The organism is Streptomyces sp. cmx-18-6, from assembly GCF_046548915.1.
GTDB lineage: Bacteria > Actinomycetota > Actinomycetes > Streptomycetales > Streptomycetaceae > Streptomyces.
Genome location: NZ_JAEBEP010000024.1, coordinates 14,453 through 34,358 on the forward strand (window position 1 = coordinate 14,453; position 19,906 = coordinate 34,358).

The window sequence follows — 19,906 nt, forward strand, 5'->3', positions numbered from 1 at the left end:
TCGTTCGGAGAGGGTTCGTTGAGAGTTTCAGAGAGGGTTCGTTCGGTGAGGAGGGGCCGGGCGCGCGCTCAGGACGATGGTGAACGTCGTGCCCACCCCGACCGTGCTCGCCACGTCGATGGTGCCCTGGTGGTCGGTCACGATCTGCCGGGCGATCGACAGGCCGAGGCCGCTGTCGCCGGTCGCCCGCCCCCGTGACGCGTCCGCCCGCCAGAAGCGGTCGAAGAGGCGCGGCAGGTGCTCCGTCGGTATTCCCTTGCCGGTGTCCTGCAGCTGGAGGACGGCCAGTTCGTCGCGCGGGACGAGGGCCAGTGTCACGCGCCCGCCGGAGGGCGTGGCGCGCAGCGCGTTGCCGACGAGGTTGCCCACGACCTGGCGGAGCCGGTCCGCGTCGGCGGTCACGTGCACCGGGTGCGGGGCGTCCACCTCCAGTGTCACGCCCGCGTTCCCGGCGTGGGCACGGTACGCGGTGCGGGTGGCTTCGAGGAGGTCTCGCAGATCGATCTCGGAGCGGTGGTAGGTGAGCGCGCCGGCCTCGGCGAGCGCGAGGTCCTGGAGGTCGTCCACGATCCGCTGCTGGAGCAGCGCCTCCTCGTGGAGCGAGTCGAGCAGTTCGGACGTCGGCTCGATGACCCCGTCCCGCAGGGCCTCCAGGTAGCCGCGCAGGTTGGCGAGCGGAGTGCGCAGCTCGTGCGCGATGTCGCCGGTGAGACGGCGTTGGCGATCCTCACCGGCCTGGATGGAGTCCGCCATGCGGTTGAACGCTCTGCCGAGCTGGGCGATCTCGTCCCGCCCGGCGACCGGAACGCGCCGCTCGAGATTCCCCTCGCCGAGGCCCTCGGCGGCCAGCGTCATGGTTCGCACGGGCCGCAGCACAGCCCGGCTCAGCAGCAGCGCCCCGAGGACCGCGGCGAGCGCGACTCCGAGGGCTACGGCGACGGTGGGGGCGGCGGCGATCGTGGGCGCGGACTCGTCCTGGTGTCCGAGGTGCACTTCGAGACGGGGCGGGGCGGCGGAGGCGGTGCGCTCGTTGAGAACGCGTTGAAGGCAGGGGACGAGGGGCTGGACGGATTCGCACACCTTGACCGCGGCCCGGGCCCGGGCTTGCTGAGAATCGCGGGCGGGCTGTGGCTTCGTGCACTGGGCCGGCCGGCTCTCGGCGGTGACCACGGGGATGCCCGTCTGGTCGGTGCGGACCGTCATCTCGGCCCCGGCCCGGGTCAGGCATGCCGCGTCGGCCGCTGCCGCGCGGTATTCGAGGATCGCCACCACGGTCAGCTTCCTGACCGCGTTCGGCGTCAGGTTCTGGTCGAACCGCAGTACTGGGCGCGGGTCGACCAGAACCGTGGGCTGACTGCCCAGCGGGCGCGGCTCGCGGCCCGCGAGGGTGTCGGAGTCGGCGAGCACGATGCCGGTCTCCGTGGCGACCCGGACGCGCTGTCCGGTGTCCTTGGACAGCGCGCTGACCACCGGTGCGAACCCGTCCCAGGTGCCGTGCGCGAAGCCGTACGCGCGCAGCTCGCCGATGACCTGGGAGACCTCCTTCTGGCCGGCCGCGACAGCCTCCTGCACCTGCCGGTTGGCCTGCCGCAGGGTGAGCCAGCCGGTGGCGGCTGTGGCCGTCACGGCGATGAGCATCAGCACACCGAGCACCCGAAGCCGGAAGCTCATCGCGGGCCTCCCGCCACGGACTTCGGCACACGTGCGCTCACCAGGACTCCTTCGGTCGGGTCTCCCGGACCACGGGACGGCCGCCAGGCTGCGGGAGGGGTTCCACAAAGGTATGGAATCGATCAGTGCGTCTCAGAAGTGGCGGATTTTCAGTCGACTTTTGAGTCGACTCACTTTAGGTCGATCAAGTACGGAAAGCGGCTACTCGGCAGCGGAACCATTTCTTCAGGATCGCCGGAGGACGATCGTGTCTATGCCGGCCGCGCTCCGGTTGGTGCGAAAACCGCTGCGTTCCCCTGCGCGCTGTCAGGCTCCTGGGTGCAGTGCCGACGAACGGCACTGCCGGGGTGTTGAGTGGAGCGTCGACTCGCGGCGATCCTTCCCGCCGTCGCCGTAGCCGTAGCCGTCGCCGTCGTTGTCGTCGCGGTGGTTGCCTTGGCCGTCCCGATGGGCACCGACACCCCGGCCGCTGCGCACGCCGATCGTGGTACCGGCGCCTCGGACAAGGACGGCCGTTCGTGGGGTGAGTTGGGCCACGGCGCCAACCGGCGCAACTGCTCCAGCACCGGTTGCGCCATCGCCGGTGTGGCAACGCGATTCAGACACTCGACTGCCACTGCTGCACGGTGGGCGGCGACGGCGACATGCGGACCTGCTTGCGCACCGACTCGGCCGGCGTCTGTCGAGCAGCACCATGTTCCCGGACGACGCCCCGGATGTCCGGGGCCCTGGGACGGGCGCGCCCGACCAGCACGGCGGCTCCAGCACCAGTTGCGCGGTCCTCGTCGCCGCCCGCTCGAACAACAGGCTTCATCACAGCTGTGGCACGGTGGGCGGCGGCGACTGCGCCCGGGCCTTCGCCCGCAACGCAGCCCCCGCGCAACCGGCCCGGATCCGCGACGACGCAAGGCCCGGCGGCGGCTCGAACGTGTACGGCGGCCACCGGACCCGCCCCGAGCGCTGTCCGGCTCATGTGCCGGACAGCGCCTCTGTCGGTGACAGCCTGCTCGCCCGGACCGCCGGATACAGGCCGGCGATCATGCCGATGAGCAGCGTCGAACCTATGCCGGCCGCGCTCGCCCAGACGGGGACGACAGTGGGCCAGTCCCGGCTGAAGGCGTATCCGGCCGTGATCAATGTCCCGAGCACGGTTCCGCCGAGGCCGCCGATCAGCGACAGCAGCAGGGACTCCGTCACGAACTGGGTGCGGATCTGGCCCTTCGTCGCCCCGAGGGCTCGGCGCAGACCGATCTCCGGCCGGCGTTCCAGGACCGAGATGACCATGGTGTTGCCGACGCCGACCCCGCCGACCAGGAGTGCGACGCCCCCGAGGCCGAGCAGCAGGCCGGTGAGCGCTGACCTGGTCGCCTCGCGGGCCGCGAACGCGTCGGAGGGCCGGGAGATCTGCACCTCGCCGGGCTTCGCGGGATTCGCCGTGGCCGGGAGCACCGCCCGTACCGACGTGACCTGGCTGTCCTTCGCCCGGACGTAGATCGTCGACGGATGCCCGTCGAAGCGGAGGTACGCCCTGGCCGCAGGCCGGCCGACCAGCGCGGCGCTGTCGAGTTCCGGCGCGAGCTGCACCCGGTCGAGGACGCCCACCAGCGAGAACCAGCGGCCGCCGAGCCAGAGTCGGGTGCCAGGGGTGTGCACGTCGAGCCGCTGGGCGGCGGTCGCGCCGAGGACGACGGCCGGATACTCCTCCGTCGCGGAGTCCAGCCAGCGGCCCCTGCCGACGTGACCGCCGACAGCCGGGAGCAGGTCGGAGCCGGCCGCCAGGACGTCGAGGGAGCCGGTGCGGCCGATGGCGATGCGGTCATTGCGGTAGACGTGCGCCCCCGTCGACCCGGTGGCGGCGACCTGCTGCACGGGTGGGATCCGCCCGATCATCGCCACGGACTCCACGGGGAGCTTGGCCCCCGCGCCGTCGAGGGTCTCTCCCGGGGCGACCCGCAGCAGGTTCGTGCCGAGCGCGTCCAGCCGACGGTCCACCTCCGCCTGTCCGGAGCCCGAGATGCCGACCACCGCGATCATGGCGGCGACGCCGATGGCGATGCCGAGGGCGGACAGGAAGACCCGCAGCGAGCGGGTCCGCAGGCCGGTGCCGCCCAGCCGGACGACGTCCGAGGGACCGAGCCGGGCGGCGCGCAGACCGGCCCCCGGCCGTGACGGCTCCCGAGCCGCGAGGGCCAGGGACCCGGGCGTCAGCGCACGGATCCGGACGGTCTCGGGGTCCGCGATGCGGCCGTCCTGCCGGGAGGACCCGGTCGTGTGGTCCGTCATCGGCGCGCCCCAATCGTCGGGTTCTGTGCGACGTCGGCGACCAGGCGGCCGTCACGTATCTCGATGCGGCGCGGCAGCTCGGCGGCGATCTCGCGGTCGTGGGTGATCACGACGACGGTCGTGCCCGCGGCGTTCAGCTCGCGCAGCAGCGTCAGCACCGCCGCGCCCGACGTCGAATCGAGGTTGCCGGTCGGCTCGTCCGCCAGCAGCACGGACGGCCCGCCGACCACGGCACGGGCCACGGCGACCCGCTGGCGCTCGCCGCCGGAGAGCTGATACGGGAGGTGATGGAGGCGGTGGCTGAGCCCGACCCGTTCCAGGGCGGCCGACGCCTTGGCCCGGCGACGGCGCATGGGCGTGCCCGCGTAGAGCAGCCCGTCCGCGACCGAGTCCAGTACGGGGACGCCCACGGCCAGGTGGAACTGCTGGAAGACGAAGCCGATCCGGGTGGCGCGCAGCGCGGAGACCTCCCGGTCCGACAGGCTCGCGACGTCGTGGCCGTCGACGAGGACCCGGCCCGCGGACGGGTGGTCGAGGCTGCCCATGAGGTTGAGCATGCTGGACTTGCCCGACCCCGAAGGGCCGACGATCGCGACCAGCTCACCCCGCTCGATGCGCAGGCTCACATCCCGTACGGCGGCCACGCCGCCCGGATAGGTCCTGGAGACCGCGTCGAACTCCACGACCGTCCTAGCGTCGCCGCTCACTCGGGGATCCTCACCTTCATGCCCTCGCGGACCGCGGCGCCGCTGACCTCGACGTCGCCATCGGCGTACAGCCCGGTCTTCACAGCGACGAATCGCCCGTCCGCGGTCTCCAAACCGTGTCCGCCCTCGGCGAGGGCGACGAGCGCGGAGACAGGGACGGTCAGCGCGCCGTTGACCTCCTTGCCCACGTACTCGACCGTGACGGGTCCGCTCTCCAGCTGTCCGACGCTCTTCTGGTCCCCGATGGCGACGGTCACCGGGATCGTGGCGGGCCGGCCCGTCCCGCCGCCCTCACCTCCGCCCCCCTCGGGGGCGGTCGCCTGCTTGCCGATCGCCGCAACCGTGCCCTGCACAGGGTTGCCGTTGGGCAGCTGGACCGTGACGCGCGCATCGCGGACGGCCCAGGCGGCCTCTGTGGCAGAGGCGTTGACCGTCACCTTACGAGCCGTCCCGGTGTACGTGAGGGTGTTCTCCCCGACCGGCGAACCGAGCCGAGTGCCGGGCTGACCGATCCGTACCTTGCTCGTGGCGTAGATGACGTCACCCGCATCGACCGTGCCGGTCTGGGCCACACCGAGCGACTTCTGCCAACGCTTGACGGCGTCGGCCGTGAGGCTCGTGAACCTCTCGTCCACGGTGAAGCCGGTGTAGCCCAGGGCGGCGAGATTCGTCTCGAACTGCATGACGTCCATGCCCTTGAGCTCACGCGCCGCCCGGGAGGAGCCGGAGGTCCTCTCGGTTCCGGCACCCCCCGGCGGCGCTGTTGGTCCGGAGAGGTTCGGGGACTTGGCGTCCCCTCCTCCGTCGTTCTCCCGCTCGTCCGAGTTCCCGTCGTCCGAGCCCCGCCCGTCCTCCTGGGCCGTCAGCCCCAGGGACCGGTACGTCGGCAGGCTTCCGTACATCAGGACCACCGGCCGGTCGTCGACCCGGAGCAGCTCGTCGCCGCGCTCGACCGTGGCGCCCGGCTCAGGCAGCCAGGTCACGGTCCCCTGTGCCTTGACGGGCAGCGGAAGCTCCGCACCGTAACCCAACTGACCCTCTACGGTGGTGCGTTCGGTCAACGTCGCCCGCGTCACCGAGACGACGGAGCCGGACCGGAGCGGGGCGCGGGGGTCTGCGTCATCCCCGCCCCCGAGTCCGAGCGCGCCGACCACGGCGACCGCCGCCACCACGGCCACGGCGGGGGCGATCAGCACCGTACGCCGACCCCGCCTGCCGCGCGGCGGCGTGGAAGCTCTCCGGGGCCTGTCATCGACATGCGTCACTGTCTCGCTCATCGTCAGCCCTTGCCCGCCGGCGGATTGGTCGGATCGCCGATGATGGGGGCGCAGGTGCGCACGGCCCGCTGCGCACCGGCCGAGCTCTGATCCCACCCCGCCGCACCGGAGTTGTCGTCGTCGCCGTAGCCGTCGGGGCCTGGGTCGGGGAAGTCCTGGGCCCCGTTCTTCTGCATGCACTCGGCGTATTCACGCCTGGTCCTGATCTGCTCGGGGGTGAGCTTGGGCTGGTTGGCCGCCTCGACGCTCTCGGGAAGGGCGGGCTGCTTCGCGGAGCACTTCTCCGAAGCGTCCATGAACTTCGGGTTCTTCTTGAGGGCGAGACCCTGCCCGGAGAAGTCGACCTGCCCGGTCTCGTCCGGGTCGGGGACGTCGATGCCGTTGTCGCGCATGCACTTCACCCACTCGCGCTGGCCCTTCACATACACGGCCAATTCGTTCTCACCGCCGCCCCCGCTGCCACCCCCGTCCGCCCTCGCCGAGGCAGATGTGTCGGCTCCACCCGCCGAAGGAACCTTCGCACCGCCGTCATCACTGCCGCAGCCGGTCAGCGCGAGAGCCAGAACTGACGCTGTAGCGGCCAGTATTACCCGGTTCGTCCTCATGGGTTCTCCTGCTCCTCCTGTCGCACCCGGCCGCGGATGCGGCGGGCACGGTGACGGTAGGCCGGAGACCATGAAGAACTTTTGAAGAACCTGTCACACGATCATGTGATCCCCCTGGGGCTGTCCGAGCAGGTGTGGCAGATGCTTGGGCAGGCGGCGCGAACGTGGCGGTGCTGCGCCGGCATCTGACAGCTGCCGGGGGCCAGGCGCCCTCGCTCGTGCCGTTGTACCTGGTGGTGCATCGGGACGTGGTGCTGTGCGGGGCCGGTGCCGAGCGGGCGCTTGCCCGGCTTCCGCAGCTGGCGTCGCGTGTCGGCGCGTGGCAGGAGGTTCCGCGCCTGGCCGCAGTGGAAGTGACAGCGGTGGTGACCGGCTTCCATCCGCTGTGGCGCACTGTCGTGGCCGAGGACCTGACGTGGATCGACCAGGCGTCCGCACACGGCGCCCTCCGCATGGCTTTACGGAGCGGTAGCGGTTCTGGCTCAACGTCCGTGATTGGTGACAAGCCGTCACGACTACCGGACGATCAGGGAGCGTGGTGTTTGCAGGTGGTGGGTGCCATGATCGGCTGTGGCTGGCTGAAAGTGCAGAGAGGGGAGGGCGAGCGGAGGGGTTCACTGTCGAGCCGCTTCGGGTGGTCGATTTCATCGAGCACGTGCGGCGCCGCCCAGCGGGGTATTTTCTCGTTGATCAGGGCAGCCCGGAGCTTCCCACCGAGGTCCTTCGCTCGGTGGCCTGGGATGCTTTGCACCGTCGCGACGGCAGGCATGGACAGATCAGTGTCGAGATCGGATCCGATCTCAGCTTCACGGTGGAGAGCGATCAGCGCCCCAGCGCCGATGAACGGGAGAGACTTCTGCCGCGATTCTTCGGCTCCCTGCTCGACATGTTCGACAGGCGGCGCTGGGCTCCCTCCGCCGCTGCCGCACTCAGCGCCCACACGGTCATCGAGGTGTGGCTGGATGGCCACGGCTATCGCCAGAAGCTGGTAGGTATGGACCCGACCGGCTCCAGGGAAGAGTTCGTAGCGCCGAAACCGTTCGGGACCCGGACCACGTTCCACCTCGATCCTTCATTCTGCGGTCCGGACGAGGCCATCGCCTGGGCGCTGCGGCCCGAAGAACTGCACGGAGACGCGTGCAAGGAGCATCCCACGACGTTCCCGATCCACGATCTCCGCCCGCAAGCTGAGGAGTCACTTAGCGAGTAGGACTCGTGTTCGCAGAAGGCCGGAGCCGGCGCGGCCGAACATCTGGCGCTTGAGCATCTTGATCCGGTTGACGTGGCCTTCGACCATGCCTGAGTTCCAGGGCAGGGTCAGACCGGTGATGACGGCATCCCGGTCGCGGTCGATGCCTGCTGCGAGTGGCTTTGTCGAGCAGCAGTGGTTCTGGCTCACTTTCCGTGGAGGACTGACTGAACGTAATGTCGACCTCCTATGACCAGCGGTGAGAGGCTGACGTGAGCCAGTACTACGACTTGGGCGACCGAACCTTGTGGAACCCGTCCAACGGGGCGTCGCGGCTGTTCATGAGCCAGGTCACCGTCTATCAAGCCGAAGTGGGGCTGCCATCCGGCATCGGCCCCATGGAAGCTGACGAGTGTCAGATTGACCCCGTCGCATTCGCAGCGTTCGTCGATGCCCTGCTCGCCTGGCACAGCAAAACCAGGCACGCCGTCATGGCCACTATGTCCGAAGGGTTCGTTGCCACGGTGCTGGCCTTGGCTGAGATAGCGAACATCGAGGTGAGCTGGCAGGGGGCCAAGCGCGCCGAGAGTCACTCTCTCAAGACGGCTTCGGATCCCCATGCAAAGGAGTGGACAGGCGCACTGGAGCAGAAGTCACGGGATCTTGTCCGACACATGGCGCCCTGAGCCTCGTCTGCCAGTACCTCTGGCGACTCGGGACGTGGCCCTATGTGTAGAGCAGGACACGCTTACGGAGGAGATCGAAGCCGGCCCGGCCGAACATCTGGCGCTTGAGCATCTTGATTCGGTTGACGTGTCCTTCGACAACACCGGAACTCCAGGTCAGGGTGAGGCCGGCGATGACAGCGGCGCGGTCTCGGTCGATGCCAGCGGCGAGGCTGTGGAGACTGGGCAGGTCGTCCTGGCGGACGGCGTCGAGCCACTGCGGGAGCCGTTCGCCTTGGCGCTCGGTGAGCATCCGGGCGAAGGACCGCACGTGACCGGCGAGCGCATTGAGCTCGGGGCACTCGGCCAATACGGCCTTGAGCCTTAGCTGTTCGAGCTCGGTGAGAGTTTCCGGGCGGCTGAGAATCCATCGGGTCACCGCCCGAGGTGCTGGTGGCTGCGCGGTAACCGTACGGGGTGAGGTGCGTTTCTTCCTGAGGTAGGCGCTGACGATGCCATAGCTGCCCTGGTAGCCGAGTGGGACTATCTCCTCCCAGAGCTTCCAGGCGTTGGTGCAGCCTTCGTCCCAGCGCTCGTCGAGGTAGGGCTTGTACTCGTCGAGGGCGGAGGTCCGGTTGTACTGCCACTGGCCGCGGAAGAGGTCTTCGGGTCTCGCGGCGTCGGCAAGGCTTTTGACGGTGCGGTGGGTCATGTGGAGCTGGCGGCCGATCGCGCGGCGGCTGTGGCCGGCTTCCAGCATCGCGTGGACGGTGGAGTGCCTGGCCCGGATGCGATTGGCGAACCGCTGGCTCTGCCACGGCGAGTCCGGTGTCTCCTCGGGGGACTCCTTGGTCCTCTGACCGACAGGCTCGGGAACCAGGACGCGTAAGCACTGGCGGTGGCGGGCAATGGCGCGCTCGGTGGCCTCGCCGAGGTTGTTCCACAGATGCCACCTGTCGGCGACCTGGACCGCTTGGGGCGCCCCGGCCGTGGTGCCCTCCGCGAAGAAGGGAGCTCGATCCCGGCAGACGACCTCGATGCCGGGCCGCTCGGCGAGCCACCTGGCCAGGCTGGATGCTTCACGATCAGGCAGAAGGTCCAGGGGTCGTCGGGTCTCGACGTCGACCAGCACCGTGCCATAGACGCGGCACTTTCGCGTGGCGTACTCGTCGACGCCGACCACCCGCGGGGCCGGAGGTTGCGGCTCGGGCAGTGCGGCGACCAGCCGCAGCACAGTACTGCGGCTGACGGGCACTCCGAAGACCCTGGCCATCCGTGCTCCGGCCCGGCCTGCGAGCGCGAGGCCAACCGCGGCCAACACCTGACGCAGGCGCTCGCTCCGCCGACTGTGCCGTCGGGTCAGCCCCAGCACCTGCTCGACAAACGTCAGCCGTCCGCATGAAGTATCCGGGCAGAAGAACCGACGGACGTGCAGACAGACGACCACCCGCCGCCCCGCAGTAGGCACGTCGGCTGGGAACCGCAGGTAGGAGCTGTGCACCCGGCTCGACCAACTGCCGCAGTCCGGACATTCTGAGCCGATCGTTGTCACACGGACCTCGATGCGTATCGCTTCGTTGTTCATGTCTGCCGACAGCACTGTCACGTCCGCGATCGACGGGAACAACAGTTCCTTCAGCCACAGCGTCGTTTCCTCCATGACGCCGAACTGTCAGCACCAAGGTCGCCGGTGACTATTTTCGGGCAAGTTTCCAGCGGCTCGCCCGAGCGTCAGCGGTCACTCACCGTGCACGCCTCACGAAAAGCGAGCCAGAACCTCTGAGGATGAACGAAGCCAATTGTCGTTGTCCGAGAATTCTGTCGGCAACTTGTCGGTTTGAAGCCGCTATTAGCGGCTCCTGTCTCCGGAGGTCGGCCCCGGCATCGCCCGGGTGTCCTGCCTCTTCGGCAGGCTGCCCCTGGTCGGAAGCCGACACACCGGAATCTGTGCCGTGGTCCCTCTTCCGCGCCGTCGCTGACAATTGGTTGGACGGTTCGCCGGTCTCACTCTCCCGTTCATCGGCCCGACGTGCCGGAAACGACAGATCGGCCGGACAGATCCGCTGTCAAGTCGGCTGGACGCTCCCGTAAATTCGCTGGTCATCGCGGTCCCAAGCGACAAGCCAAATCGGAACTTACAACCGGTCTTCCTTGTGGGCTCCGAATAGAGACATAGTTATCCCAGCGACTTGCCGTCAATTTGTCGTTCGACTCGTCCAATTGAGTCTCCACTCACGTCCTGTCAAATTCGATCTGTCGAATTCTCGCGCGGTCTCGTTTACGTGCCGCGCACACGAGCCAGCCGTACAGTCCATCCCTCAGTTCGGTATTCAATATGGTTCGGATCTACGAGGGTGATTGTTTGTTCTCCGGCGCTACCGCATATTTTGTTCGCTTCCTTGAATCTGACGAAATCGAATCGGATCCCACTTTCACCTGCTGACGTCAGGTAACCATGGCCACAGGTCGGGCCCCACTGCCCGCCAGTACTGACGACCACCTCCTCCGGAGCTGACTCATCGAATTGCGAGGCCCAGCCTTGGGCAATGGATATGTAAAAGACCCGACCATTGGGGCGGGACGGGACGGGACTTTCCCACTCGCCGAGGAGGCTGTCGGGCACTTCGCCCAGCTCGGGTGTGGGTGTTGCTTCATTCTTGTCGCCGGGCTTGTCATCGGGGCCGTGGAACATGGGGAGCACGACCCCTACAGTGGCTGCGACAAGGCCGGCCAGAATCGCAGCTAGAAGACTAGCTGTGACCTTGGCCAACCGATTTTTCTGTGGTTCCGGCGGGGTGGCGGGTGGTAGTTGCCAGGCATGCCTTGGGCCGAGCCGCCGGGTGGCAGCCAGCTCGGTTTCTGCTGCCGCGTTGCCCGTGCGCACGACCGTCGGTGTTGGGGGAACAACGTTTCGTCTACGTGTGGAGTCTAGAGCGGCCACAGCTTCGGCTTGTTGGGCGACAGCATCAGCTAGCACTTGGGGAAGCCAGTCGCCATTGCGCGCCGAAGCTACAGCGGACCGTACCGCGGCAGCCTCCATGATCTGGGCGGGGCTCGGCCGGTCAGATGCTGGCTGGGCCAGGCACGCGGTGATGAGGGGTAAAACATCCGGGGAAACTCTGCCCAAGTCGTATTCGTGGGAGACAATCCTCATCAGTACCGCCGGTACGCCCAAGTCCGCAGCTCTACCGAACGGCGGCCTGCCGGTCGCGGCGAATGCAAGAACGCAACCGAGGCTAAATACATCACTGGCCGGACCTGCCTCACGCCCCCTCGCCTGCTCCGGCGACATATAGTCCACCGTTCCCATCAGCCCGCCGATACGAGTGAGTACACTCGCGTCGGCCGTCCGAACGATGCCGAAGTCAATGACCATCGGACCATCTGAGGTCAACATCACGTTGGAGGGCTTGAGGTCACGGTGAACCAATCCGGTGCGGTGAATGCTGTTGAGCGCCCCGGCAAGGCCGTTGGCCAGTTGCAGCACAGCGTTGTCAGGAAGGGCCCCGCCCACCTTCGTCACCGCTTCTCCTAGCGTCACGCCTTCGATGAAACCCATGGCCACCCATGGTCGGGAGGAGTCGACATCGGCGTCAAGGACAGGGGCCGTCCACCGGCTGGTCACCGTTCGTGTGGCAGCCACTTCCCTCCGAAACCGACGCCGGTATTCCGTGTTGTCGGCATACTGAGCACTGATCAACTTGACCGCTGCCATCTCACCCTGCGGCGAACGAGCGAGAAAGACCTCGCCCATGCCGCCACTGCCCAGCCTCGCCAGGAGCCGAAAGGCACCAGCCCACTGAGGGTCCTCGATGCGCAGGGGCTGCACCTTCAGTCCTCCTTCTTCCGGTTCCCGCCGATCATCGCAGGCCGCAATCGACTACGTCAGGTGTACGAGGGGAGAGAACCGAAGAAGAAGGGCAGCCCTCGGCCGTCCTCAACAGCCCGCCCCGCAGGGCCGCCGACGCCTGCTACGGCATCTCGGATACGCCCGCATCCAGGCTCTGATGACCGCCTCACTCCCGCACGACCGCACCTCAGCCTCGCCCAAAAACTGCGGCCTGGAAGCCGTCCATGCCACCGCTCGCTCTAGGTGTTCGGTCCATGGACGTTGCGTGCGGGGTACCTGAGCGGCGAACGTCATGCCGAGGTCTCGTGGTCTGCACCGTGGACGGTGGTGTAGAGGTCGCGAGGACGGCGGTCAGGTTGGCGATGGTGTGCCAGTAGATGTAGGCGTATCGGTAGTCTGCCGCCTTGTCGGGGCAGGTCCAGGTGCCGGTCGGCGAGATCGTGCGGACGGCGACCTCGCTTTCTCGTCGTCCTGTCCGTAGTCGAAGGTGTCCATGGACCGGCGCAGGGGTTGAACGAGAGCGTCGATCCCGGCTTCGATGATGCTGCGGGGTGAAAGCTCGACGCGGCGGGACAGGGCGGGGTCGACGTGCTGCTGACGGTGCCGAGGTCCGGTGGCCTGGTGGTCTCGGCCTCTGCGGCTGGTCGGTTCATTGCTCGTCACTTACTCCGCGCCGCCCGGGTGTGCCGCGTGGCCGCCGAGATCCTCACTCCGAGCCCTCCCGCGGTCCCCTTCCAGCGCCTCCGGCAAGGCCCGCGTCAGAACATGCGGATCCGGGGCCCCAGTCGGAGAACCTGGCGGCCATGAACCTGGAGCTGACGAAGGATCAGTGCACGCGCCCGGAAGCGCCTGCACGCGGCGCACCAGGCGACCGCGCGGGTGGGGAGCGGTACCGGAGGGCCGTACGGGGACTGTTTCCGGCCTCGCCCTCTGCCGTACCGCCGAGGCACGATTGCGCGTCTCAGGTCCGATGGCCACTCTGAGCGGTGTGATCACGTGCCGCTCGGGTGGGGGATTCGATGGCGTTCGCGGAGTTCGACACGCTGCTGTTGCCGGGCGACCAGCGTTTCGACTGGTGGCGGCAGCTCGTCGGGCAGGGGGTCGCCCCGACCCGCATCACCAGCGATTTCGCGTCCGACTTCGTGGGGAGCGTGGGCTCGCTCGACCTCGGGCGGATTCAGCTGACGAAGATGTCGTTCCCCGGTCTGCGGTCGGAACGCACGGCGGAGCTCATCCGGCGGGCCGACCCCGAGACGTACGAACTGACCTTGATCCTCGGCGGGTCGATGGGGGTCGAGCAGGATCGTCATACGACCCGGCTCGCGGCCGGTGACCTCAGCATGTGGACGTCGTCCCGGCCGTACAGCGGTCAGGCGATGAGCGGGCCGGTGATCGGGGCGTCAAGGGCGTTGATCCTGCATCTGCCGCGTGCGCTGGTGCCGCTGCCCGAGGCCCGGGTCGACTCCCTGCTCGCCCACGGCCTGTCCGCCCGGGCCGGGGTCGGGAAGGTACTCGCCGACTTCCTCGGCTCGCTGGTGGGGCAGGCGGCGGTGCTGGACGAGCTGAGCCTGGCGCGGCTCGGCGAGACGGGGCTGGACCTGGCCGCCGGGTTTCTCGCCCAACGGCTCGACGCACAGGAGTTCCTGTCCCCGGAGGCGCGGCACGGGCTGCTGCTGGCCCGTATCGACGTCTTCATACGGGACAACCTGGCCGACCCGGCGCTCACGCCCGGCGCCATCGCCGCGCGGCACCATATCTCCGTACGGCTGCTGCATCAGCTTTTCCGGCAGCGGAAGGAGACGGTGGCCGCTTCCGTGCGGCGGCAGCGGCTGGCGCGCTGTTTCACGGATCTGGCCGAGCCGCGGCTCCGGGGGCTGTCGATCCAGGACATCGGGGCCCGGTGGGGGCTGGGGAACGGGGCGGCGTTCAGCCGGATGTTCCGTGCCGCGTACGGGATGACGCCCGGGGAGCGGCGAGGCGCCATGCACTCCCTGCACAGGATCCCTGCGCTCAGCGCTAACGACCCGGGCGGCGCCCGCACCCCACAGTGGGATGGATCCCCTTGAGGGGAACGTCAAACGGAGGGGAAACCCAGTGACTCGGACCGGCCAGCGGACCAACGGATCCACCGGAGTGGGGCGGGTGGTGGTCGCGCTGCTGATGGCGATGGCCGCGTGCGTGGCCACCGTGAGCTCGGCCGCCGCGGACGCCCGGCCGGGCTTCTCGGGCCAGGCCCGGGAGGCCGGGCTGAGCGGCGCGGAGGCCAGGGCCCTGCAGGCCGAGATCGACGCCAACCTGGCCAAGTGGGGCGGGAAGCAGGTGTCCGCCAACAGGATCAAGCTGCCCGGCGGAGACCTGACACTCGCACTGCCGGGAGAGAAGTACGCCCGCGACCTCGGCACGAAGGGCGGGGCACAGGCCGCCGGCAACTGCCCCAGCACCTACGTGTGCGCGTACAAGGGGGAGAACTTCACCGGGACCCAGCTGAACTTCTTCACCTGCGGCACACTCAACCGCATCACCTGGAACACGACCGGATCCTGGAGGAACGCCCAGAAGTCCACCCTGTACGCGAAGTTCTACAGCGAGGACAAGGTTCTGCGCTGGACCTCGCCGGGCGGCTACAGCGAGGACGCCTCCGCGGACTGGAGGTGGGTCTGGTACCTCAGCCCCTGCTAGCACTCCAGCCCCTTCATGTCCCGAGGTGGGGAAATGTCGAGCAATGCGAGCGCAGCGGGCAGGCTCCTGCCGCGGACGAGTTCTGCCCGCCGGACCCCGAAAGAGCGCCCACGACTGGGGAGTAGCTGAGACAGGCTCCTCATTGCACTTTCCATTCGCGGGCCAGTTCGTCGCACATTCCGGGTCTGTGCTGAAGGTGGTGCCGCTTCCTTGCTCATCATGAAAAGATCTGATCGCATACGGCTCATTCCGGCCTACCGGCGCATGAATAAGGTATGCGCGCGGCAGGGCGCCTTCGGGTTCGACTTCCCGGAACGCCGAATGCAGTCAGGAAACAGAACTCGGACTCTGCTCCGCGCCTCCGCCTGCACATCGCGTGCGACAGCGACTTCGCTTCACTTCCGCACCGGCAGCGCCCGCCGGTACTTCCGCACACTGCTGATCACATCCACATCCTCATTCAGGAGTGCGACAGTGCTTTCTGCTATACGTCGGAGATTCATCTCCGTGGCACTCGTGATGGTTGCCGCGCTGGCGGGCTCCGTTTCCACTACGGCGTACACGGCCACCGCCGCTGAGGCGGCGGCCACCTCTGTGGTGGCTGGCCCTATCACCCGCTCGGAAGTGCTCGAACGGGCCAGATACTGGTACGACAGACGCGCGGACATCCCCTACAACCAGGGGGCCACGTACAGGGACTCCAGCGGCCGCGCGTACCGGACGGACTGTTCCGGATACGTCTCGATGGCCTGGCACCTGGGTTTCAGTGCAGACACCAGAGCACTCGCCGACTCCGCGACCACTCCTATCGCGCGCAGCGAACTCCGGCCCGGTGACGTCCTCAACAGCTATTACGACCACGTGATCCTGTTCGAGAAATGGGACAACGAGGCGCGCACCACCTTCTCCTACTATTCGTTCGGCACCACCCCGGTGAGACATGCCACCGGCGTATCCATCAACGCGGCCCGCTTCGACGGACACCCCAACTCCGACTACAAGGCACTTCGCTACAAGAAGATCGTCGACGACATCAGCCCCGACCCCACCGCGCTGCCCAGCGGCACTCTGGTCAAGGCTCCGAACGGGCCGACGGTGAAGGTGATCATCTCCGGTGCCGGGCTGCCTGTCGCGAGCGCCGACGTCGGCCCGGGCGGATACGACCTCAGCAAGATCGTCGTGCTGACCGACGCGGCGTTCAACTCACTGCCTGCTGCGCCGCCGAGCGGGACCGTGGTGCACGACCGGGCGGGTGGCTCCAGCCGCTACGTCGTGGTGGACGGTGCTGCTCTGCCGATCTCCGGAGCGGAATGGTCTGCCGACGGCTACGACCAACGCCCCGACATGGGTGTCCCGACCTCCTGGCTGAACAAGATCATCGGTAACAGCCTGCCCACGGGCCTCATCGTGATGAACCAGTCCGGCAAGGATCCCAGCCGGTACGTGATGGTCGATGGTGCGGCGCTCCCGATCTCCGGCGCCGAGTGGACGGCCAACGGCTACGACAAGCAGATGCTCATGGGCGTCCCCGGCGGATGGCTGAAGTCCGCCACGGCGAAGACCTTGTCCAATGGTTTGGTCGTGATGGATCAGGTGGGTACGGATCCGAGCCGGTATGTGATGGTGAACGGTTCGGCGCTGCCGATCTCGTGGCCCGAGTGGACGGCCAACGGATATGACAAGCAGACGCTGATGGGTGTTCCGGGGACGTGGCTGCGGGCCCAGGTGGCGCGGCCGCTCGTGAACAAGACGGTCGTCAAGGACGTGTCGGGCGCCAGTGCCACGGTCTTCGTCATGGCCGGCGGAACAGCGGTTGCGCTGTCGTTCGCGGACTACACGGGTCTGGGCTACGACCAGAAGACGCTGGAGCGGGCCCCGGGTGCCTGGCTCGCTGCCGCGGCCGGCCGGGGCGCCCCGGATCCGGGGACCCTGCTTCTCTCACCCGGTGACCCGACCGTATGGCTCGTGGTCGCGGGCGGCGGCAAGAAGGGCCTGACCCAGGACGACTTCGGACCCGGAAAGTACAGCTTCGGCGATGTCGTCAACGTCCCCACCGCCTTCACCGCCGCACTCCCCACCACCTGACCGGCGCACTGTGGCAGCCCTGCCGTCGACCCTGCAGGGCTGCCCGCAGGTCCCAGGCCACTTCCCCGGAGGTCGGCAGCAGCAGCCCGCAGATCAGCCGGGACAGCGTCGTCTTCCCCGACCCGTTCTCCCCGACCAGCGCCACGATCTCCCCGCGCCGTACCGTCAGCGACACCCCGGACAGGCTGTCCTTGTCCGCACCGTCGTACCGGTAGGTGACGTCACGGACCTCGAACCGCTCCGGAGCCGCCGATAGCACCTCCGAACCACGGGAGGCCACCATCGCCTGCCCGTGCGCGTTGTCGATGAAGTTCTGCCAGTCCTGCACGTACCAGCCGCGCGCCTCCGTTGATGATGCCCCGCACCGAGCCGGTCGCCGTCTGCAGGGCGAAGACCGCGCCGCCACCCGCCGCCAGGTCCATCCGGCCGGAGACCAGCAGCCGCAGCAGAGTCGCCCAGACCGCCGCCGAGGCAACCCCGCCGGCCGCCGCCCCGGCCAAGCCCATCCACGCCCCCGTGTTCGCGGCCTCCCGCTCGGAGACGTTGATGGACGCGGCCAGCCGCCGGTAATGGCCCAGGAGGAACGGACCGGCCAGGCAGGCCCGCATCTCCTCGCTGGACTCCATGTAGGACATGTGCCAGCGCAGCTTGTGCAGCATCCGCTGGCGCACCGACGTCTCCAGGCCCGCAAGGTACACCACGCGAGCAGCGCGTACGTACGCGGCGGCCTGCGGCAGGCACGCCACCAGGAGCAGCGGCAGCAGCACGGGTGGATCACGGTGAGGACGGTTGCGCCGGCGGCGAGGGTGGCCGTTGCGGCCAGCACGTCCTGGGCTTCCTCCACGAGGTCGGGGGTGACCTGGGTGCCGCGGTCGGCGATGTCGTACTGGTCGTTGTAGCCCGGCTGGTTGTTCGCCGCGGCCTCCGCGCCGAGCGCCGCTTCGACCATGCTGACTTCCGCGGCCCGGGCGAGCACCGGCCGCAGCCGCCCGGTCAGCCAGGTCACCGTAACCCCCAGCAGGGCACGCAGCCCTGCGGCGGCCGCGATGACGACCAGCTGCGGCGCCGCCTCCCGCAGCCGCTCGGTGATGTCGCCGGAGGCGATCAGCACGGTGAGGGTCCCGGTCACGGCGAACAGGCCCAGCGCGGCGAGCCCTCCGGTGGCGATCTGGCACGCGAGCGGCCCGGCCGTCGCGCCACGGGTCCACCTGCCACGCCATCCGCAGCGACCGGCGCACCAGCACGGGCAGGCGCCGCGCCATCGTGGTCGTGGTCATCTGCGCGCCGGCCTGGAGCCGGGACTCGTCCCGGTACTGGAACTCCTCCTCCTGCGCTTTGCTGCCGCTGTCTGGCGGAGTGCCCTCCGCTTCGTCCGTGCTCGGCTGTGCTGCCCGAGGTCAAGTCGAGCCCCCTGTCGGTCGTCAGTCACGGCTGGTTCGCGAGGCTCAACGACACAGCCCCGATATCGAACACAGGTCTTTCGGTCGGTCCTGAAGTCCCGGGATAGAGCGTTCGGGGAACCGTGGAAACGGCACTGCGACCGAGATTTTTACTTGGCGGACGAGCGCAGCAGTTGGCGGATCTTGCTTCGGTAGCGCTGCGTTGTTGAGACCTGGCGCTCTCGTTGGCCCTCGAGTGTTGCAGCTAACCTGTGCCTACCTGTGACTGAACTCGGTAGGTGGCCCTTGAGCATTCCGGCTGGCCCCTCTGCATGATGGGTGGCCCCGTACGAGCCGCTGGATCACCGCCGAGAGGCTTCCGGTGGGCCGCCGGGCCAGCCATGATCAAGTTCCGGGGATTCGACGGTTGGGGTGTGACGTGGACTGGCGGACCGATCCGACGTTCGAGATGTGTCGGAAAGTGACGGACGGGGCGGACCTGGCCTCGTTCTCGGGGGGTCCGTTCGACGTGCGGGCGGCGGTGGCCAGCATCCTGCCCGAGCCTCGACATGCCTTGGACTTGGATGCCGTCCCCTGGGGCAACTTCCCCCATGGGTACGACGTCCGGGAGGCGGTTTCCCTCCTGCGCGCTGGCGGCGAACCGGTCGTGGACGCGACGGGTGTGCTGTGGGGCCTGTGCGCCGACGACAGCCGGGCCGCCGCTGCCCTTGCCGTGCCGTTCCTCATTCCCCTCGCCATCAACGCCCACCACCCACACCGCACCGCCGCCCTCGCAGTCCTCTCCGGCCCCGCCCGTGCCAGGCACCACGGTGTCGCCTCTCGCGAGGAATTCCTCCTCCACCGCAACGATCCCCGGCACCATGCCCCCGATACCCACGACGACTACGGCTACGAGGTGACCGGCTACCCGGCCGGCTGGTCGGTGGCCGCCGCCCGAGCCGCGATCACCACCGCCACCACCGTGCTCCTGCCCCTTCTTGGAGACTCCGACCCCAGCGTCCGCGTCGACGCCGCCTACGTCCTGGCGACCGCCGCCGACCCCGCCCACACCATCCGGACTGCCTTGGCCAACGGATTCGCCACCGAAGGCGACGCCATGGTCCGCGCCGCCCTGCTCCTGGCCGCCGCTGAGATCACCCGGGCCCACCCGCACCCGCCGACTTTCAGGTGGCTGCGCGAACGGTGGCACGATCGAGCGGAGGCCCCCGAAGCCCGTCTGTCGGCGGCGGTCGGCTGGCTCTGCCTCACCGACCAATCCGCACCGGAGGAGCTCCGCCGGGCCGTCGACACCCTCGCCGACAACGAGCGCGCACACGCCATGGAGGCCCTGCCGTGGATGAGCGCCGCCTCGGGCACTAACGAACCAGGACTCCTGCGCTGCAGACGCTGCATGCTCCACCCAGAAGAACCTGACCCGGAAGAGGCCCTCTGGGACTCCTTGTTCTGAGCAACCGGTCTGTGGTCGTGCATCGGAATTGTCCAGTGGGGCCAACTA

At 68.5% G+C, this 19,906-nt stretch carries 14 protein-coding genes and 1 pseudogene; 6 read left to right on the forward strand and 9 right to left on the reverse strand.

Going from position 1 to position 19,906, the window contains the following annotated elements; all coding sequences use genetic code 11:
- Window positions 1-27: 27 nt before the first annotated feature.
- The 5 genes from ACLJPL_RS33245 to ACLJPL_RS33265 form a co-directional block, all read right to left on the reverse strand.
- A complete protein-coding gene (locus ACLJPL_RS33245) occupies window positions 28-1,671 on the reverse strand; it encodes a sensor histidine kinase (RefSeq protein WP_411084678.1) in 1,644 nt (547 codons plus the stop codon).
- 969 nt (window positions 1,672-2,640) lie between these two features.
- Window positions 2,641-3,954, reverse strand: a complete 1,314-nt coding sequence (locus tag ACLJPL_RS33250; protein WP_411084679.1) for an ABC transporter permease — start codon at window positions 3,952-3,954, stop codon at window positions 2,641-2,643.
- Window positions 3,951-4,661: an ABC transporter ATP-binding protein gene (locus tag ACLJPL_RS33255; RefSeq protein WP_411084680.1), complete on the reverse strand. Its 711-nt coding sequence runs from the start codon at window positions 4,659-4,661 to the stop codon at window positions 3,951-3,953. The genes ACLJPL_RS33250 and ACLJPL_RS33255 overlap by 4 nt, the downstream gene beginning before the upstream one ends.
- Window positions 4,658-5,857: a peptidoglycan-binding domain-containing protein gene (locus ACLJPL_RS33260; protein WP_411084681.1), complete on the reverse strand. Its 1,200-nt coding sequence runs from the start codon at window positions 5,855-5,857 to the stop codon at window positions 4,658-4,660. The genes ACLJPL_RS33255 and ACLJPL_RS33260 overlap by 4 nt, the downstream gene beginning before the upstream one ends.
- An 83-nt stretch (window positions 5,858-5,940) precedes the next feature.
- Window positions 5,941-6,372 (reverse strand): hypothetical protein, encoded by a 432-nt coding sequence (locus ACLJPL_RS33265; protein WP_411084682.1) that lies wholly within the window; start codon window positions 6,370-6,372, stop codon window positions 5,941-5,943.
- An 805-nt stretch (window positions 6,373-7,177) separates the two neighbouring features.
- On the opposite strand from ACLJPL_RS33265, the gene ACLJPL_RS33270 reads away from it, so the two are divergent.
- Window positions 7,178-7,753 carry a hypothetical protein gene (locus ACLJPL_RS33270; RefSeq protein WP_411084683.1) on the forward strand — a complete coding sequence of 192 codons (576 nt, stop codon included), beginning with the start codon at window positions 7,178-7,180 and terminating at the stop codon, window positions 7,751-7,753.
- Here the strand turns inward: ACLJPL_RS33270 and ACLJPL_RS33275 are convergent.
- Window positions 7,739-7,942, reverse strand: a complete 204-nt coding sequence (locus ACLJPL_RS33275) for a hypothetical protein (protein WP_411084701.1) — start codon at window positions 7,940-7,942, stop codon at window positions 7,739-7,741. The genes ACLJPL_RS33270 and ACLJPL_RS33275 overlap by 15 nt on opposite strands.
- A gap of 62 nt (window positions 7,943-8,004) precedes the next feature.
- On the opposite strand from ACLJPL_RS33275, the gene ACLJPL_RS33280 reads away from it, so the two are divergent.
- Window positions 8,005-8,418, forward strand: coding sequence for a DUF6086 family protein (locus ACLJPL_RS33280; RefSeq protein WP_411084684.1), 414 nt, complete (start codon window positions 8,005-8,007; stop codon window positions 8,416-8,418).
- 40 nt (window positions 8,419-8,458) lie between these two features.
- On the opposite strand, the gene ACLJPL_RS33285 is transcribed toward ACLJPL_RS33280, so the two are convergent.
- A complete protein-coding gene (locus ACLJPL_RS33285; protein WP_411084685.1) occupies window positions 8,459-10,057 on the reverse strand; it encodes an ISL3 family transposase in 1,599 nt (532 codons plus the stop codon).
- A gap of 618 nt (window positions 10,058-10,675) precedes the next feature.
- Window positions 10,676-12,226, reverse strand: coding sequence for a serine/threonine-protein kinase (locus ACLJPL_RS33290; protein ID WP_411084686.1), 1,551 nt, complete (start codon window positions 12,224-12,226; stop codon window positions 10,676-10,678).
- 1,040 nt (window positions 12,227-13,266) lie between these two features.
- Between ACLJPL_RS33290 and ACLJPL_RS33295 the strand changes: the two genes are divergently transcribed.
- The 3 genes from ACLJPL_RS33295 to ACLJPL_RS33305 all read left to right on the forward strand — a co-directional run bounded on the left by ACLJPL_RS33295 (window position 13,267) and on the right by ACLJPL_RS33305 (window position 17,011).
- A complete protein-coding gene (locus tag ACLJPL_RS33295) occupies window positions 13,267-14,313 on the forward strand; it encodes a helix-turn-helix domain-containing protein (RefSeq protein WP_411084687.1) in 1,047 nt (348 codons plus the stop codon).
- Window positions 14,314-14,341: 28 nt separating this feature from the next.
- A complete protein-coding gene (locus tag ACLJPL_RS33300) occupies window positions 14,342-14,926 on the forward strand; it encodes a peptidase inhibitor family I36 protein (RefSeq protein WP_411084688.1) in 585 nt (194 codons plus the stop codon).
- 507 nt (window positions 14,927-15,433) lie between these two features.
- Window positions 15,434-17,011: a hypothetical protein gene (locus ACLJPL_RS33305; protein WP_411084689.1), complete on the forward strand. Its 1,578-nt coding sequence runs from the start codon at window positions 15,434-15,436 to the stop codon at window positions 17,009-17,011.
- A gap of 52 nt (window positions 17,012-17,063) precedes the next feature.
- On the opposite strand, the pseudogene ACLJPL_RS33310 reads toward ACLJPL_RS33305, so the two are convergent.
- Window positions 17,064-18,345: pseudogene (locus ACLJPL_RS33310) on the reverse strand (ATP-binding cassette domain-containing protein); the annotation flags it as partial.
- A gap of 526 nt (window positions 18,346-18,871) precedes the next feature.
- Here ACLJPL_RS33310 and ACLJPL_RS33315 point away from each other — a divergent pair.
- Window positions 18,872-19,858 carry a hypothetical protein gene (locus ACLJPL_RS33315; RefSeq protein ID WP_411084690.1) on the forward strand — a complete coding sequence of 329 codons (987 nt, stop codon included), beginning with the start codon at window positions 18,872-18,874 and terminating at the stop codon, window positions 19,856-19,858.
- Window positions 19,859-19,906: the final 48 nt, after the last annotated feature.